17 protein-coding genes are annotated in these 15,556 nt (G+C 56.3%); 9 read left to right on the top strand and 8 right to left on the bottom strand.

The features are described from left to right. Positions 1-83: 83 nt before the first annotated feature. The 3 genes from OE750_RS06210 to OE750_RS06200 all read right to left on the bottom strand — a co-directional run bounded on the left by OE750_RS06210 (position 84) and on the right by OE750_RS06200 (position 2,469). Positions 84-1,202 (bottom strand): site-specific DNA-methyltransferase, encoded by a 1,119-nt coding sequence (locus tag OE750_RS06210; RefSeq protein WP_263762565.1) that lies wholly within the window; start codon positions 1,200-1,202, stop codon positions 84-86. Between the two features lie 88 nt (positions 1,203-1,290). Continuing rightward, a complete protein-coding gene (locus tag OE750_RS06205) occupies positions 1,291-1,923 on the bottom strand; it encodes a ribonuclease HII (protein ID WP_263762563.1) in 633 nt (210 codons plus the stop codon). A 48-nt stretch (positions 1,924-1,971) separates the two neighbouring features. Further along, positions 1,972-2,469: a hypothetical protein gene (locus OE750_RS06200; RefSeq protein ID WP_263762558.1), complete on the bottom strand. Its 498-nt coding sequence runs from the start codon at positions 2,467-2,469 to the stop codon at positions 1,972-1,974. 175 nt (positions 2,470-2,644) lie between these two features. On the opposite strand from OE750_RS06200, the gene OE750_RS06195 reads away from it, so the two are divergent. Continuing rightward, entirely contained in the window at positions 2,645-2,929 is a 285-nt protein-coding gene (locus OE750_RS06195) for a hypothetical protein (protein WP_263762556.1), read from the top strand. Continuing rightward, positions 2,901-3,605: a winged helix-turn-helix domain-containing protein gene (locus tag OE750_RS06190; RefSeq protein WP_263762554.1), complete on the top strand. Its 705-nt coding sequence runs from the start codon at positions 2,901-2,903 to the stop codon at positions 3,603-3,605. Before OE750_RS06195 ends, OE750_RS06190 begins: the two co-directional genes overlap by 29 nt. 90 nt (positions 3,606-3,695) lie before the next feature. On the opposite strand, the gene OE750_RS06185 is transcribed toward OE750_RS06190, so the two are convergent. The 3 genes from OE750_RS06185 to OE750_RS06175 form a co-directional block, all read right to left on the bottom strand. Then, a complete protein-coding gene (locus OE750_RS06185; RefSeq protein ID WP_263762552.1) occupies positions 3,696-4,232 on the bottom strand; it encodes an NADPH-dependent FMN reductase in 537 nt (178 codons plus the stop codon). 141 nt (positions 4,233-4,373) lie between these two features. After that, the gene (locus tag OE750_RS06180) at positions 4,374-5,033 is read right to left on the bottom strand and encodes an OmpA family protein (protein WP_263762550.1); all 660 of its coding nucleotides are present in this window, start codon (positions 5,031-5,033) and stop codon (positions 4,374-4,376) included. 124 nt (positions 5,034-5,157) lie between these two features. Further along, the gene (locus OE750_RS06175) at positions 5,158-5,991 is read right to left on the bottom strand and encodes a methylated-DNA--[protein]-cysteine S-methyltransferase (protein WP_412176204.1); all 834 of its coding nucleotides are present in this window, start codon (positions 5,989-5,991) and stop codon (positions 5,158-5,160) included. A 177-nt stretch (positions 5,992-6,168) separates the two neighbouring features. Between OE750_RS06175 and OE750_RS06170 the strand changes: the two genes are divergently transcribed. The 3 genes from OE750_RS06170 (at position 6,169) to OE750_RS06160 (ending at position 8,306) form a co-directional block, all read left to right on the top strand. Further along, a complete protein-coding gene (locus tag OE750_RS06170; RefSeq protein ID WP_263762546.1) occupies positions 6,169-6,603 on the top strand; it encodes a DsrE family protein in 435 nt (144 codons plus the stop codon). Between the two features lie 72 nt (positions 6,604-6,675). Next, positions 6,676-7,320 carry an endonuclease III gene (gene nth / locus OE750_RS06165; protein WP_263762544.1) on the top strand — a complete coding sequence of 215 codons (645 nt, stop codon included), beginning with the start codon at positions 6,676-6,678 and terminating at the stop codon, positions 7,318-7,320. Beyond that, a complete protein-coding gene (locus tag OE750_RS06160) occupies positions 7,317-8,306 on the top strand; it encodes an adenosine kinase (protein WP_263762542.1) in 990 nt (329 codons plus the stop codon). Before nth ends, OE750_RS06160 begins: the two co-directional genes overlap by 4 nt. A 52-nt stretch (positions 8,307-8,358) precedes the next feature. On the opposite strand, the gene OE750_RS06155 is transcribed toward OE750_RS06160, so the two are convergent. Further along, entirely contained in the window at positions 8,359-9,252 is an 894-nt protein-coding gene (locus OE750_RS06155; protein WP_263762540.1) for a bestrophin family protein, read from the bottom strand. 117 nt (positions 9,253-9,369) lie between these two features. Then, positions 9,370-10,188, bottom strand: coding sequence for a sulfotransferase family protein (locus OE750_RS06150; RefSeq protein WP_263762538.1), 819 nt, complete (start codon positions 10,186-10,188; stop codon positions 9,370-9,372). Positions 10,189-10,327: 139 nt separating this feature from the next. Between OE750_RS06150 and OE750_RS06145 the strand changes: the two genes are divergently transcribed. From OE750_RS06145 to polA, 4 genes are all read left to right on the top strand, one after another. Next, positions 10,328-11,905 (top strand): beta-1,6-N-acetylglucosaminyltransferase, encoded by a 1,578-nt coding sequence (locus tag OE750_RS06145; RefSeq protein WP_263762536.1) that lies wholly within the window; start codon positions 10,328-10,330, stop codon positions 11,903-11,905. A gap of 69 nt (positions 11,906-11,974) precedes the next feature. Continuing rightward, on the top strand, positions 11,975-12,148 hold the full coding sequence (locus tag OE750_RS06140) for a zinc-finger domain-containing protein (RefSeq protein WP_263762534.1): 174 nt from the start codon (positions 11,975-11,977) through the stop codon (positions 12,146-12,148). A 76-nt stretch (positions 12,149-12,224) separates the two neighbouring features. Continuing rightward, positions 12,225-12,689, top strand: a complete 465-nt coding sequence (locus tag OE750_RS06135) for a DUF1203 domain-containing protein (protein ID WP_263762532.1) — start codon at positions 12,225-12,227, stop codon at positions 12,687-12,689. A gap of 67 nt (positions 12,690-12,756) precedes the next feature. Further along, positions 12,757-15,555, top strand: coding sequence for a DNA polymerase I (gene polA, locus OE750_RS06130; RefSeq protein WP_263762530.1), 2,799 nt, complete (start codon positions 12,757-12,759; stop codon positions 15,553-15,555). Position 15,556 lies beyond the last annotated feature (1 nt).

Here is a 15,556-nt window from a genome sequence, read left to right as displayed (position 1 = left end):
CACCGGCGGTGTTCGGTTTTGGATACAGCTCACCCGTTGGCTCGCGCGTGAGCCAGCCTTTCGGGCGCATCTATCCGTGAAATTCAGTTGCGCATCTCCGCGCGGATCTGCTGGCGGAACAGGTCAATCGGAACCTGCTTTCCATCCCGCTTGATGCACCAATAAGTCCAGCCGTTACAGCTCGGTGCGCCTTCAAGATGTGCACCAACCTGGTGGATCGAGCCTTTGATATCGTCACCAATCAGCGTACCATCTGCACGTACTTTGGCCTTATGACGTCCGTTAAGGCTAAAAAGCTCTTCGCCCGGGCGCAGCATTCCGCGCTCCACAAGCTGGCCAAACGGCACACGCGGCTCGCTGCGTTTGCTCGCGCTCACTTCAAGCGCTTCCTTGTCAAACTTGCGCACATTGGCGATACGTTTTTCAGCAACCTTGCGGTAAGCTTCTTCGCGTTCGATCCCGATAAACTCGCGGCCCAGCATCTTGGCCACAGCGCCTGTTGTGCCTGTGCCAAAGAACGGGTCCAGCACCACATCGCCCACATTGGTCGAGCCAACCATCACACGATGCAGCAATGCTTCGGGCTTCTGTGTCGGGTGGGCCTTGTCTCCGTTTTCATCCTTAAGGCGCTCACCGCCGTTACAGATCGGAATAACCCAGTCAGAGCGCATCTGGATACCTTCGTTCAACGCCTTCAGCGCCTCATAGTTAAAGGTATATTTGCCGCCCTCTTCCTTGCTCGCCCAGATCATTGTTTCATGGGCGTTGGTAAAGCGTTTGCCGCGAAAGTTCGGCATCGGGTTCGACTTGCGCCAAACCACGTCATTCAAAATCCAGAACCCCTGGTTTTGTAGCTCGGCGCCCATGCGAAACACGTTGTGATAAGAGCCGATAACCCAGATCGCCCCGTTGGGCTTCAGCAAACGGCGCGCTGCAGCAAGCCATTCGCGGGTGAATTTGTCATAGGCTTTGAAGCTGTCAAACTGGTCCCAATGGTCATCAACCGCATCCACCTTGCTGTTGTCGGGGCGGTGAAGATCGCCCTTGAGTTGCAAGTTATAGGGCGGGTCGGCAAAGATCAGATCAATGCTCTCCGCAGGAAGCGCGTTCATGCGCTCGATGCAATCGCCATCAAGGATAGTGTTCAAAGGAAGCGACACAGGGGTATTTGATCCTGCGCTCTTTGTTGTTTTCGTTTTCATCTTCTGCCTCTCATCGGTGCATTTTGCACTCGCTTTGTTGAGAACCAAGATGAGTCATTGCTGATTCGCGGTCAATTTCTTTATTGAATCAGTCACTTACATTTTTTTGTTGATACAAGATATGGTGCACGGGTTTAAACGAACGTCTATGGTGTGGGGTCACACCAAGATTTTCCAAAGCCAATCTGTGACTTTTTGATGGATATCCTGCGTTTGTCTCCCAGCCATAGCCGGGGTAGTGTTGCGCCAATGTCGACATGACATAATCTCGCCTGATTTTGGCCACAATTGAGGCCGCCGAAATGCTCAGTGATTTGCCGTCCCCCTTCACAATCGCTTCTGCCGAAAGGTTCAAACCCTTCGGGATCATGTTTCCATCAATCAAGCAGTGGTCTGGCGGCGTAATCAACCCTGCCACAGCACGCTCCATCGCCAAATGCGAAGCGCGCAGAATGTTGATCTCGTCGATCTCTTCCACACTTGCAGAGCCGATGCTCACCTCGGCCACTGCTTCAATCGCCTCCGCCAACACCTCTCGCCGCTTTGCCGTGAGTTTCTTGCTGTCATTCAGCCCCTCAGGGATGCGCGCCATATCAAGCACCACAGCGCAGGCCATTACCGGCCCCGCAAGCGGCCCCCGGCCAACTTCGTCCACACCTGCGATGCGCTTGAAGCCACGCTCCAACGCAGCTTGCTCGTAAAATAAATCCGGGCCTGTCATGCTGCCAGATGACAGACATAACAGGCCCGGATCAAGTGCGTTTCGGCTTCACCCGTTCAGGCGATACCCCTGCTGTCTCAAGCATTGCGCGGAATAGCCCACACGCGTACCGCGATTGCCCTGCACCCTTACAGTGCAATTACGCGGAAGCTGGCCTGCCCAGCGATAGTTGTTCTGCAAACATTGCCGGTTCATGTAGTTCATGTTTCTGCCCCTCGCTCGCACAGTCGTAAGGCAGCGGCGCGGCAGCGTCATCTTTTGCACGCGTGGCGGCATTGGCCGTACATGCTGCGGGTTTGGTTTGGGCCGCACATGTTGCGGGGCCTGATATACGTGGCCATGGTTTACGCGCGGCTTGTTGTGGCGGATAGTCTGCTCGTGGCGCTTGTCATTGCGGTCGCTCAAAGCTTTGCCAATAATCACAAGCGCAGCAATCCCGGCAATGGCCCGCGCGGTGTCGCGGTCATCTGCCCGTGCAGGGGCCGCACCCCATGACGCAGAAACAAGCGAAGCAAGCGCTATAGCGGCGATAAATTTACGTGACATGAGAGTGTTTCCTTTCGGTTTCAGATCGGCTCACACCTCGTGTGCAAACCAGCGATGGAACCAGATTCAGCCTTCCCGCAAAGACAGGCAATAACAGCCCCCTGCTATCCGATAACAGCCGCACAAGCCTGCTTTGGATATTGAATATCAAAACCAAAACGCGCAGGTTGAGCCCATGAAAAACATCATCCCCATAACCGCCGCTCTGGCGCTCCTGTCCTCGCCGCTTCACGCGGCCGATTGCTTTGCCGATTATAAGGCCAAGCAAGACAACCCGCTCAAGCTGCATTACGGCGTCGCACAGGTATCTGGCCCCTGCAACGCCGCCGCCGCGCGCGCAGAGCTTGCTCCGCGCCTTGCCAAAGGCGGCTGGGTGCTGCTCAATGTTGTCTCGGTGTTTGACGCCTCAGGCCTGAACGGGAGGAAAGCGAGTGCAGGACCCTTCTATCTCCGCTTCTGAGCGCATGAGCACGCCCAACCGCACCGTTTACACAGGCATCGCCGCCATCGTGGTGATCCTTCTTGTTGCGGCTGTTGTGCTCTTCTTCACTCTGCCCGATGCCGGTGCGTTCAACGCTCGTGTCGAACAACTCTTTATAGAGAATGACAATCTCAGCACCCAAGCCGAGGTAAAGTTGCTCGAAATTCTGGCCCAATCGGGCACCGCCTTTTCCGACACACTCTCAAGCTACCGTATGGTTATCTTCGTTTTACTGGTCTTCGCCGCCGCAATGCTCATCGCGGCGTTCGTTTTTCTTGTCCTGCTCTCGACATTCAGCCGCCGCATGGCAGCCATCGAGCGTTCCGGCATTCAGGTTAATTCCTTGCTCATCAGCCGCGAGGAAAACACCGTCTATCTCAACAATATGGGCTTCAAACTCACGGGTGCAGCGATGGAAACACTCTCTGTCCTCGCCGAAGCCCGCATGGATGATGACGTCCTCAACGGAGCCGAACTTGAGGCCGTCATCTCGGGCCGCCTCGCCTCAGATTGTGATGAAGCCGCAGGCGCCACCCGTATCAAACGCCTGCGCGATACGCTCGGAAACCAACTCGTCTCCGAACTGCTTATCAAAAACATCGCCCGCCGCGGCTATATCCTCAGCATAGACAAAGACGTCATTCAGGTTCTCTAAACCCTCGTCTTCTTCTGTTCAGAAATACCTCGGGGAGTGCGAGGGGCTGGCCCCTCGCACGGGTCGGATTTGCAAAGCAAATTCGACCCCTCAAACAGCCGCGCGCAACGCGTCCATCAAAGCGCTCAAATTCTCCACATAAAGCTCGCCCTTAAGCCGCCCAGCGTCGTCGAACTCGTTAAAGCTCGCCGCCACAGCTATCTCGGCTCCATGCACAATCATCGGATTAAACGGTGTCATACAAGCATGCAACATGAGTTGCCCACGGTCTCCGCCTGCGCGTCCCGCAGCGGCCGACATAAGCGCAACAGGCTTGCCGTTCCAAGGGTTGCCTTCAACACGGCTCACCCAGTCGAGCGCATTCTTCAAAACTCCGGTGATGCCCCTGTTATACTCAGGCGTCGAAATAATAACCGCATCTGCATCGCCAATCTGCGCTGCCAGCTTTTTTACCGCTTCCGGCACGCCCTCTGCCGCTTCCAGATCCGCGTCATAAAGCGGAAAGTTCAGGTCTCCGAGGGTCAATTCGGCGCCGTCCATAAGGCGCGCGGCCTCATGCAGCAGCATCGTGTTGGTCGACTCTTTGCGCAGCGCGCCGGAAATACCGAGTAATTTAATCTGTGCCATGCTGGCCTCCTGTTACGTGTTCCAGATTTATCTATTCTGCACACGGCAAAACAACAATTCTCACAGATGCACAGCCACTGTGCGCAAAAGAAAAGCCCCGCCCGTAATGGGCGAGGCTTCCTGTCAAATCAGAGGTCCGGTTTATGCGCTTGGCGTAATCACAATTTCCACACGGCGGTTCAGCTGGCGGCCTTCCGGCGTCAGGTTTGTTGCCAGCGGCGCATCTTCACCACGGCCAATCGCTTGCATACGGAAGGTGTTTACACCCTCGCTCGCCAGAACCGAGGTCACCGCCTGCGCACGGCGCAAGCTGAGCGTCTGGTTATATCCCGCATCGCCTGTGTTATCAGTATGGCCGATCACCTGCACAGTTGAGTCGCCATATGTGTTCAGGCTGCTCGCCACAGCACGAATATCGCTGGTCAGGTCCGCACGCAGGCTCGCGCTGTCGGTTGCAAACAGAATGTCCTGCGGCATGGTTACAATCAACCGCTCGCCCGTGTTCACAATCTTGGCGTCATTGCCAAGTTTGTTGCGCAAGTCACGCTCCTGCTGATCAAGCGCCGCACCTGTCAGCCCGCCAAGGCCCGCGCCAACAATCGCACCTCGGAAAGCGCCTTTCTTGCCGTCATCCTGCGTCAAGCCGCCAATCACAGCGCCCGCAGCCGCGCCAATAAGCGCGCCGCTCTTTGCCTTGCGGTTGGGGTCATCAGGGCTAATCATGCCGGGGTCGGTGCATCCGGCCAGCAATACAAATGAGCTCACAGCGCTTGCGCCAATGAATTTTGAAATAAGGGTCATATCTGCCTCGTGTTATCTTGCCACAAAACCTGTGGCTTAAGGCCCATATATACCGCATCGCCGCAGCTACAAAGAACCCACAGCGCCATGATCCCTGATGATCGGCAGCAATTCGCCCATAGGCTCACGCCTCTTCGCGCGCAGCCTCCCAAGCCAGCAACGCCCGCTTCACAGGCAAGCCCCAGTGATACCCGCCCAATGCGCCTGATTTACGCAGCGCACGATGGCACGGAATAAGCCAGCTTACCGGGTTACGGCCTACAGCCGTGCCCACAGCGCGCACCGCTTTAGGGCTGCCAATCGCGTTGGCTATCTCGCCATATGTGGTCACATGGCCTGAAGGAACCTGCAACAAAGCCTCCCAGACCTTAATCTGGAAGGGCGCGCCCATAAGGTGCAGAGCCGTTTCGCCCTTTGCCTCAATACCCGCCTTCAGCCAGCCCGAAAGCGCCTCGGGCGCTTCGTTGAAATCCGCTTTCGGCCAGCGTTGTGTCAAATCATCAAAGCAAGCTTCACGGCCCATTTCCTCGGCAAACCCCATGCCGCAAATGCCCCGCTCCGTGCCCATAACAAGTGTCTCGCCAAACGGCGTATCAAACCAGCCGTAATTGATAGTGAGGCCTTCACCCTTCTTGGCAAATTCACCCGGACTCATCGCCTCCCAGCGCAGGAACAGGTCGTGCAAACGCCCTCCACCCGACAAACCAACTGTTTGCGCCGTCTCCAGCGTGGTGAAGCGCTCGTTCAAAAGCCGCTTGGCCTCACCCAGTTGCAAATACTGCTGGTAGCGCTTGGGCGATACGCCCACCCAGGCAGAAAACACCCGTTGGAAATGCGCAGGACTCATCTGCATTTCCCCCGCCAGTTCCTCAAGCGAAAGCGGAGTCTCGGCTGTGTCAATCGTCTCCAACGCGCGGCGCATCAACTGATAATGATAGCGCCCTTCTGGCTGATCCATTTTCATCGCATGTCTCCTTGGCCTTCACCCTAGCGGGCGTTGCACCGCCCCGCGACCCGTTTCATGCGGAAACCCGCCATACCGCCAAAGCGCGTCACAATGGCGCGTTTTAATATAGCATTTTTGGCATATGTTCATTTGTATAACACGCAACCCAGTGAAATATCGGAGAGTTTCTTGAAAAAAATCCTTGTTCCCGCCCTGTTCGCGGCGTCTTTCGCCATGCCGGCGCTGGCTGACGACACGCCTGAAAACCTCGTTTCAGTCGTCACAGCAGCCGAGCCACAAACACAACTCATGTCCATGGTTCTCACCTCCCAAGCTATGGCTCAAGGCCACGCCGCGCACATCCTGCTCTGCGGCCCTGCGGGCGATATCGCACTCAAAGAAGCTCCCGAAACAGCAACGGCACCACAGCCTCCAATGGGCGCAAGCCCACAAGGCCTGCTTAAAGCCGCAATGGAAAAAGGCGCAAAAGTTGAAGTCTGCGCCATCTACCTTCCCGGCAAGGGCGCTGATGCTTCCGTGCTGATAGACGGTGTCACAGTTGCCAAGCCGCCAGCCATGGCAGGCGCAATGGCCGCCGACGACACAATCGTCTGGTCTTTCTAGGCTTTCAAAAAGGGGCCGGCCTTTGCGCTGGTCCCTTGCCCTTTTTGGTCGAGGCAGGCATAGCTTTCACCCATGGCCAAGCAACTCGATTATCACACAATCCGCGAAATTTTCACCCGCTTTCAAGCGGCCGATCCCGCCCCAGTGGGCGAGCTTGATCATGTCAACGCCTACACACTCGTTGTGGCCGTAGCACTTTCTGCGCAGGCAACCGATGTTGGCGTAAACAAAGCCACAAAAGAACTCTTCAAAATAGCCGATACGCCCGAAAAAATGCTGGCCCTCGGCGAAGACGGCGTGATTGAACACATCAAGACAATCGGTCTTTTCCGCAACAAGGCCAAAAACGTCATCAAGCTCTCCCGCATTCTGGTTGATGACTATGGCGGCGTTGTGCCAAATTCCCGCGCCGCTCTTGTCTCGCTCCCGGGTGTTGGCCGCAAAACAGCCAATGTCGTGCTCAACATGTGGTGGCACTACCCCGCGCAAGCCGTTGACACTCACATCTTCCGCGTTGGCAACCGCTCGGGCATCTGCCCCGGCGAAGATGTCGATGCTGTCGAGCGCGCGATAGAAGACAACATCCCTGTTGATTTCCAACAGCACGCCCATCACTGGCTCATCCTGCATGGCCGCTATCACTGCAAGGCGCGCAAACCGCTTTGTGCCACCTGTATTATCCGCGATCTCTGTGAATTTGAGGAAAAGAATCTATGAAGAAATATCAAGTCGTCGGCATCGGCAACGCTGTTGTTGATGTGATCACCCAATCCTCTGACGCTTTTCTGACAGAGATGGGTATCGAAAAAGGCATCATGCAGCTTGTCGAAACCGAACGCTCCGAAGAGCTCTTTTCCGCCATGGGCGAGCGTGTCCAAACGCCGGGCGGCTCCGTCGCCAACACCATCGCCGGCATCGGCAGCCTCGGCCTTTCCACGGGTTTCATCGGCCGCGTACGCGATGATGAGTTGGGCCACTTCTACGCCGATGCCATGACAAAAGACGGAACCGACTTTGTGAACGCGCCCGTTGCAGGCGGCGAGCTTCCGACATCGCGCTCGATGATTTTTGTCTCCCCCGATGGCGAGCGCTCGATGAACACCTACCTCGGCATCTCCGCCGAGCTTGGCCCGGAAGATGTTGATGAATCTGTCGCCGCCGGTGCTGGAATTGTGTTTCTCGAAGGTTACCTCTTTGACAAAGACAAAGGCAAAGACGCCTTCATCCGCACTGCCCGCGCCTGCCGCGCCGCGGGTGGCAAGGCCGGTATCGCCATTTCCGATCCCTTCTGCGTCGAGCGCCACCGCGCCGATTTTGTGAACCTGATCGAGAACGAAATGGATTTCGTTATCGGCAATGAAGCCGAAATCCGCTCGCTCTATCAAGACAATGATCTCGAAGCCGACCTCGCCCGCGTCGCCGCTGTTTGCCCTCTGGTGGTCTGCACCCGCTCGGGCGATGGAGTGAGCATCATACACGAAGGCACGCGCACCGATATTTCCGTTACCAAAATCGTTCCCGTCGACGCCACAGGCGCGGGAGATCAGTTTGCTGCAGGTTTCCTCTTCGGCCTCGTTTCAGGCCGCGATATGGCGACATGCGGAGCCATGGGCAATCTCTGCGCAGCCGAGGTGATCAGCCATGTTGGCCCGCGCCCGCAAGAAGACATGCAAGCGCTTTTCGCCAAGCACGGTCTGCTCTAAACCTCGCGGGGCTGTCAGAACCAAACCAAACAGCGTTCTGAGCCCCGCTCTCCTAGGTCAATACAAATCCCTGCGGCTCCAGAGGTGGTGGCGTTGCATTCCCAAGGCTCTCCGCAACGGATATCTCGATCACGCGGCACATCGTATCAAGCGGCAGACCATTGGCAGTATCTGCAAAAGGGTGTTCAAGCTCACGGGTAACAGCCTGAAGTCCGAAAAACACGTAAGCCACCACAGCCGCCACCAGCGGTGTGAACCAGCCAGCGCTGCCCGCCAGAGCAAAAGGCAGCAAAAAGCAGTAAAGATACGTCGTGCGCCTGACAAGCAGCGAGTAGACAAATGGCAAAGGCGTGCTGGCAATGCGTTCACAGCCGGCCTGCGCCAACCCAATGTTTGCAAGAGTTTGCCCCAGCGCCATACGTGCAAACCCGCTCAGGTCTGCCTTGGCAATATTCGCAGCAATATCCCTGAGCGCAGCATCCGCGGAATTGGCACTTTTCAAAAGCCTGAGCGCTTGTTCTTCACCCAACAAAGCTTCGATGTCCTTCCGGACATCATCGCCACGCAAATAGGAGCGATGTAAATGGGCAAAACCCGCAGCGGTTTTCATCACATCTGCGCGCAGCGTAACATCAACCTCAAAAATCACGACCTGACGACCCAGATTGCGCACATCTGCAATAAGCTGCCCCCAGAGCTTTCTAGCTTCCCACCAGCGTTCATAAGCAGCATTGTTTCGAAAGCCCAGAAACAGCGAAAGCGCCAAACCGAAAACACTTATCGCAAAAAAAGGGATTTGCGGCAAAGGTGTCGCATACCTGTCAAGCAAGTAGATCGCCATCGACAATAGCGTCACCGCGACAATCTTGTGTAGAATGCGCGGCACGATCGAGCCTTGCATAACAAAAAAAAGCGAGAGCGCTGAGGGCTGTTCTCTTACAATCATTAGGCCGCTCCAGAGGCGTTTAGACACGACAGACTAGCCGCCAATACCTGTGAAGTCTGCCGCCCAAAGCGACAATTCAAAAGCACATTGCGAATTTTATAAAGCAGCCTGGCCTACTCAGTCACCAAGCTTGGCATGAACCTCATCAAGATCAATCTCGCCAATCGGCATCTTGTTGGACGGGTCGTTGAAGTCATACTTAAACAATTCAAAGTCGCGCTTGAAGATTTCGTAAACCAGATGCATCGACAGATCGTCAAAATAGTCCTCGACATTATGCAACCGCTTCGGCCCGTGGCCTTCACTTTCGTTAAACCGCGGGATGGTCTTCAGATCGACTTTATGAGGCGTCTCGATCGCATCGAGCACGTCCTGCATCCCGTCGTTAAACTTCTCGGTCCAGAAGATTTTGTCATAGCGCCCGCCGTTGGCGATAAATGTGCTCACATGGCCCGACATGGCGCTCCAGTGAATGTCAGGCTCCATCGGGCGGCGCCATCTGATAGTGTCACGTGCAAACAAAAGAAAGCGGCGGAAGCTTTTGATCTGATCAAACTCTTCCTTGCCATCGTCACCGCCCACTTCTATCCCGTATTTCTGGATCAGCAGCGGCACAAGGTTGCCCCGATAACGGCGGCCATTGCGCTGGATGCCGCAAATCTTGTCAAAAAAGCTGGACAGGATTCGCGTGTAAGGGTTGCGCACGCAGGTGAACGAATAGGAGTTATGCGTTTTCACATTGGCATTGATCAGTCCCTGGCTTTCTTCGCGCGCCCACTTGTGCAGCCCGTCAACAGCATCATGAATGTCGCCGTCAAAAAATTCGCCGTGGTCCGAATAAAACATGATCTGCCCGATAGTCGAACAGGCACACTTGGGCACAACGCGGTAAACCACGCTTTCACTTTCGGTCATCCATGTTCCGGGAAAACCCATATTTTGCCTCCTAAAACTGCCTTACGCGGCGGCGCTTGTTATTTTTAATCGTAAAAAACCAAATATTTCGTGTTTATTCAACTGAAGTTCACCACTATCAAGTAAACAATGCACCGAACCAGAGGCAAATGTTTCCTAAATGGCGAAAATCGCGTTCATATTGCTTTGCCATAAAGACCCCGAGGCAATCATCAAGCAAGCAGAGCGCCTGACCGCTGTGGGTGACTATATGTCAATTCACTTTGATGCCCGCGCCAATCCCGAACATTTCGCCACGATCCAGACCGCCCTCGAGAGCAACCCCAACGTGACTTTCGCCAAAAAGCGGATCAAATGCGGCTGGGGCGAGTGGTCTCTTGTGCAAGCCACGCTTCACGCTGTCGAAGCTGCCGTCGATGCCTTCCCCCGTGCCACGCATTTCTACATGCTCTCGGGTGATTGCATGGCCATCAAATCGGCCGAATACGCGCACGAATTCCTCGACCGCGCCGATGTCGACTACATCGAGAGCTTTGACTACTTCGAGAGTGACTGGATCAAAACCGGCATGAAGGAAGAACGGCTCATCTACCGTCACTTCTTTAACGAGCGCACCCAGAAGCGCCGCTTCTATGCCGCGTTCAACTTCCAGCGCAAACTTGGCCTTACCCGCGACATCCCCGATGATCTGCAAATCCAGATCGGCTCGCAATGGTGGTGTCTGCGTCGCCGCACTGTCGAATGGATCCTTGATTTCACGAAAAAGCGCAAAGACGTTATGCGCTTTTTCAAAACCACATGGATCCCCGACGAAACCTTTTTTCAAACACTGGTCCGTCACCTTGTCCCCGAAGACGAGATCAGCACACGCACCCTCACCTTCCTCATGTTCACCGATTATGGCCTGCCGGTCACGTTTTATAACGATCACTACGACCTGTTGCTCAGTCAGGATTACATCTTCGCCCGCAAGATCAGCCCCGAGGCCAAAGAACTCAAGCGCCGCCTCGGTCTGCTTTACGCAACCCGCGGCTGGGATTTCAAAATCTCCAACGAGGGCGCATCGCTCTTCAAGTTTCTCACAGGGCGTGGCCGTGTAGGTCGCCGCTTTGGCCTCAGATTCTGGGAGAACGAGGGGTCTTTGGGCCGCGAACGTGAGCTGCTCATCATCGTCTGCAAAAAATGGCACGTCGCCAAACGCCTTGTCGAGCGTATCCGCAAAATGACAAACGTGCCCTGCATCGAATATCTCTTCAACGAAGACAGCACATCCCTGCCCGACCTTGGCGGCATCCAGTCCACTATGGGCAAACGTCACCGCCACCGCCGCGCACTTGTCCGCATGTTGTTTGACTATTACGAATCAGATCAACTCGTCGTCTGCATTGATCCAAGCAATATCGACCTGCTCAATGATTTCTGCGCCGACCGTTCCAAAACCCGATTGCTCGAAGTCGAGTGCACCTTTACCGATGAGTATCTCACAGGCCATGCCAAGCGCGTTGGCCTCGCTGGCGAGAAGACGCCCAAAGAAACGCTGGAGCGACTCCTGCCCACAATCCGCGCCGACATGGTTCACGAAAGCGACGAGCTGCGCGATGCCAACTTTGATGGTCATTTCCGCATCCGCGAAACCGAAAGCCCCGAGGCCAACGCATCTGCGCTTGCACAATTTCTCGCAGCGCATCACGAAAAAGCCTTCGAGATCGTCAACATCGACCATCTCTTTGCCGACTGATCAGGCTTGCCCCTCCGCCCCGCCTCGTTTTATATTGCCGCACAAACTTGCCCCTGAAGGACTGCACACATGACAACCCAAGCGCCCGAGACAAAAATCGTCGACAGCTACCGCTTTTCATGTGACGGCGGCGAAGGCGGCCACCCCCGCGTCTGGCTCCAGATCCCCCATGATACCGGCTGGGTAGAATGCCCATATTGTGACGCGAAGTATGTGCACAAAGACTTTGAAGGCAAAGTCTAAGCCCTAAATCATTGCGCATGAAACGGGTCGCCTGCGGGCGGCCTTTTTAGTTTATCTGCCAGAGAAGGAGATAAACATGATCGAGTTTCACGGAATGCCCCAAGCCGAAGCTGATGCCCTGCGCGCAGACGGGCCTGATGCCTACGGAATGCCAGCCGAGCGCAGCGTTTCAAGCGGTGCAGGCAACCCTTGCCGCTGTTGCCTGCGCAACATTCCCGAGGGGGCACCTATGCTTATTTGTGCCCACAAACCCTTTGGCCAAAACCAGCCCTACGCCGAAACAGGCCCCATCTTCCTCTGCGCCGAGACGTGCCATGCAAACGGCTCAGGCTTCCCCGATGTGCTGAAAACCTCGCCCGACTACCTGCTGAAAGCCTACTCAAAAGACGAACGCATCATCTACGGCACAGGCCGGGTCACGCCCGCAAGCGAAATCGAATCCTACGCCGCCTCACTCCTCGCGCGCGAGGATATCGCCTTTGTTGATGCCCGCTCCGCCCGCAACAACTGCTGGCAAGTCCGCATAACGCGCTCTGCATAAGACTTCCCTCTTTAAGCGCAGCCCGCTTCGTGGCAAACCATAAGCCACACCTAATGGGAGACGCGCGATGACCACATTCGGCAAAGGCTGCCACCTTCATCTGATCGACGGCTCCGCCTTCATCTTCCGCGCCTATCACGCGCTGCCCCCGCTCACCCGCAAGTCCGATGGCCTACCCATCGGCGCGGTCGCAGGCTTCTGCAACATGATCTACCGCTATGTCGAGGACAACAACGGGCCCGACGCGCCCACGCATGTCGCCGTAATCTTTGACAAAGGCTCCCACACCTTCCGAAACGATATGTATGACCTCTACAAAGCCAACCGCGAGGCCATGCCCGAAGACTTGCGCCCGCAAATGCCGCTCACCCGCCGCGCGACAGAGGCCTTCAACATCGCCTGCAAAGAGATGGAAAACTACGAGGCCGACGATATGATCGCGACTCTTGCCTGCCAGGCCCGCGAAGCAGGCGGCCGCGTCACCATCATCTCCTCCGATAAAGACCTCATGCAGCTTGTCGGCGGCGGCGTCGAAATGCTCGACGCCATGAAAAACCGCCGCATCGACCGCGACGGCGTGCACGAGAAGTTCGGTGTCTACCCCGAGCGCGTTGTCGATGTACAGGCACTTGCCGGCGACTCTGTCGATAACGTCCCCGGCGCGCCGGGCATCGGCATCAAAACAGCCGCACTGCTGATCAACGAATATGGTTCGCTCGAAGAGCTGCTTGACCGCGCCGAAGAGATCAAACAACCCAAGCGCCGCGAAACCCTGATCGAGCACCGCGCCCAGATCGAACTGTCCAAGCGCCTCGTGCAACTTGATTGCGAAACCCCGCTCGACTTCACCATCGATGATCTTGAGGTCAAAGACCCCGACCCGGACACGCTCCTCGGATTCCTCGCCGAAATGGAGTTCCGCACGCTCTCCAAGCGTGTCGCCGACCATATGGGCAAAGAAGCCCCCGAGATTGTCGAGCCCGATGCACCGGCGGCCCCCGCCGGCACACCCGATGCGCCTGACTTTGATAAGGCGGTTTACGATAAAGTCAGCACAGTCGAAGAGCTTGAAAAATGGGTCGCACTGGCAAAGGCACGTGGCTATGTCGCCGTTGATACCGAAACCACAGGCCTGGACGAAATGCGCGCCGATCTTGTCGGCATCTCGCTTTGTGTCGAGGCGGGCCATGCCTGCTACATTCCCCTCGCCCATAAAGAGGGGGAGGAGGGCCAACTTTTCGGCTCTGACGAGATCACAAAAGGCCAGATTGGGCTGGAACAGTGCCTATCCCTGCTCAAACCGCTGCTCGAAGACCCGTCCGTGATGAAGATCGGGCAGAACATGAAATACGACGCCAAAATGCTCAAGCGCTACGGTGTCGATATCGCCCCGATTGATGACACGATGCTCATGTCATACGCCTTGCACGCGGGCGAGCACAATCACGGCATGGACGCCCTCTCCGAGCGCTACTTGGGCCATAACCCGATCCCCATCAAATCGCTCCTCGGCGGCGGCAAATCCGCGATCACATTTGACCGGGTCGGGATCGACGACGCCGTTAAATACGCAGCGGAAGACGCCGATATCACCCTGCGGCTCTGGCAGATTTTCAAGCCGCAACTCCATGCGCAAAAAGTCACCTCTGTCTACGAACGGCTCGAGCGCCCGCTTGTGCCCGTGCTCGCGCAAATGGAAATGCACGGCATCAAGGTGGACCGCGACACGCTTTCGCGCATGTCCAACGCTTTTGCGCAGAAAATGGCCGGGCTCGAGGCCGAAATCCACGAACTTGCAGGGCGCAGCTTCAATGTCGGCAGCCCCAAGCAACTGGGCGAAATCCTGTTTGACGAAATGGGGATCGAAGGCGGCAAAAAAGGAAAAACAGGCGCTTACGCCACGGGCGCGGATATCCTCGAAGAACTGGCAACAGAACACGAGCTTCCCGCTCGCGTGCTCGACTGGCGCCAGCTTTCCAAACTGAAAAGCACCTACACAGATGCGTTGCAAGACCACATCAACCCCGAAACAGGCCGCGTCCACACCTCTTATGTGCAAACAGGCGCCACCACAGGCCGCCTCGCCTCAAGCGATCCGAACTTGCAAAACATCCCCGTGCGCAGCGAGGAAGGCCGCCGCATCCGCGAGGCTTTTATCGCCGAAGAAGGCAAAACGCTGATCAGCCTGGACTACTCCCAGATCGAGTTGCGCATCCTCGCGCATATCGCGGGGATTGATACGCTGAAACAGGCGTTCAAAGATGGGCACGATATTCACGCGATGACAGCCTCCGAGATATTCGATGTCCCGCTGGACGAGATGACCCCCGACATCCGCCGCCGCGCCAAGGCGATCAACTTCGGGGTGATCTATGGCATCTCGGGCTTCGGCCTCGCGCGCAACCTGCGCATCCCGCGCAGCGAAGCGCAAGGCTTCATCGACCGCTACTTCGAGCGCTTTCCCGGCATCCGCGCCTATATGGACGAGACAACCGAGTTTGCAAAAGAATACGGTTATGTAGAGACGCTTTTCGGCCGCAAGATCCACACCCCGGAGATTGCCGCCAAAGGCCCCCGCGCCGGCTTTGCCAAACGCGCCGCCATCAACGCACCGATCCAGGGCACAGCCGCCGACATCATCCGTCGCGCCATGATCCGTATGCCGGAGGCGATTGCAGGTTTGCCCGCAAAGATGCTGTTGCAGGTGCATGACGAACTACTGTTTGAAGTTGAGAATGAAGCGGTGGACGGGACTATTGCGGTGGCCCGCGAGATAATGGAAGGCGCAGCAGAGCCGGCAGTGAAAATTGATGTGAAGCTGATTGTGGATGCAGGGCAAGGCGCGAACTGGGCTGAAGCGCATTGAT

Origin of the sequence: Lentibacter sp. XHP0401, assembly GCF_025751535.1 — a bacterium.
In the GTDB taxonomy this organism is placed as follows: domain Bacteria; phylum Pseudomonadota; class Alphaproteobacteria; order Rhodobacterales; family Rhodobacteraceae; genus Lentibacter.
The sequence above is the reverse complement of the archived record's forward strand: the minus strand, read 5'-3'. Positions and strand labels throughout refer to the sequence as shown.

Bases quoted from the DNA above. Each gene is read 5' to 3' on its own strand.
- OE750_RS06210 (WP_263762565.1), bottom strand. From the start codon at position 1,202: ATGAAAACGAAAACAACAAAGAGCGCAGGATCAAATACCCCTGTGTCG.
- OE750_RS06205 (WP_263762563.1), bottom strand. From the start codon at position 1,923: ATGACAGGCCCGGATTTATTTTACGAGCAAGCTGCGTTGGAGCGTGGC.
- OE750_RS06200 (WP_263762558.1), bottom strand. From the start codon at position 2,469: ATGTCACGTAAATTTATCGCCGCTATAGCGCTTGCTTCGCTTGTTTCT.
- OE750_RS06195 (WP_263762556.1), top strand. From the start codon at position 2,645: ATGAAAAACATCATCCCCATAACCGCCGCTCTGGCGCTCCTGTCCTCG.
- OE750_RS06185 (WP_263762552.1), bottom strand. From the start codon at position 4,232: ATGGCACAGATTAAATTACTCGGTATTTCCGGCGCGCTGCGCAAAGAG.
- OE750_RS06180 (WP_263762550.1), bottom strand. From the start codon at position 5,033: ATGACCCTTATTTCAAAATTCATTGGCGCAAGCGCTGTGAGCTCATTT.
- OE750_RS06175 (WP_412176204.1), bottom strand. From the start codon at position 5,991: ATGGATCAGCCAGAAGGGCGCTATCATTATCAGTTGATGCGCCGCGCG.
- nth (WP_263762544.1), top strand. From the start codon at position 6,676: ATGGCCAAGCAACTCGATTATCACACAATCCGCGAAATTTTCACCCGC.
- OE750_RS06160 (WP_263762542.1), top strand. From the start codon at position 7,317: ATGAAGAAATATCAAGTCGTCGGCATCGGCAACGCTGTTGTTGATGTG.
- OE750_RS06155 (WP_263762540.1), bottom strand. From the start codon at position 9,252: ATGATTGTAAGAGAACAGCCCTCAGCGCTCTCGCTTTTTTTTGTTATG.
- OE750_RS06150 (WP_263762538.1), bottom strand. From the start codon at position 10,188: ATGGGTTTTCCCGGAACATGGATGACCGAAAGTGAAAGCGTGGTTTAC.
- OE750_RS06145 (WP_263762536.1), top strand. From the start codon at position 10,328: ATGGCGAAAATCGCGTTCATATTGCTTTGCCATAAAGACCCCGAGGCA.
- OE750_RS06140 (WP_263762534.1), top strand. From the start codon at position 11,975: ATGACAACCCAAGCGCCCGAGACAAAAATCGTCGACAGCTACCGCTTT.
- OE750_RS06135 (WP_263762532.1), top strand. From the start codon at position 12,225: ATGATCGAGTTTCACGGAATGCCCCAAGCCGAAGCTGATGCCCTGCGC.
- polA (WP_263762530.1), top strand. From the start codon at position 12,757: ATGACCACATTCGGCAAAGGCTGCCACCTTCATCTGATCGACGGCTCC.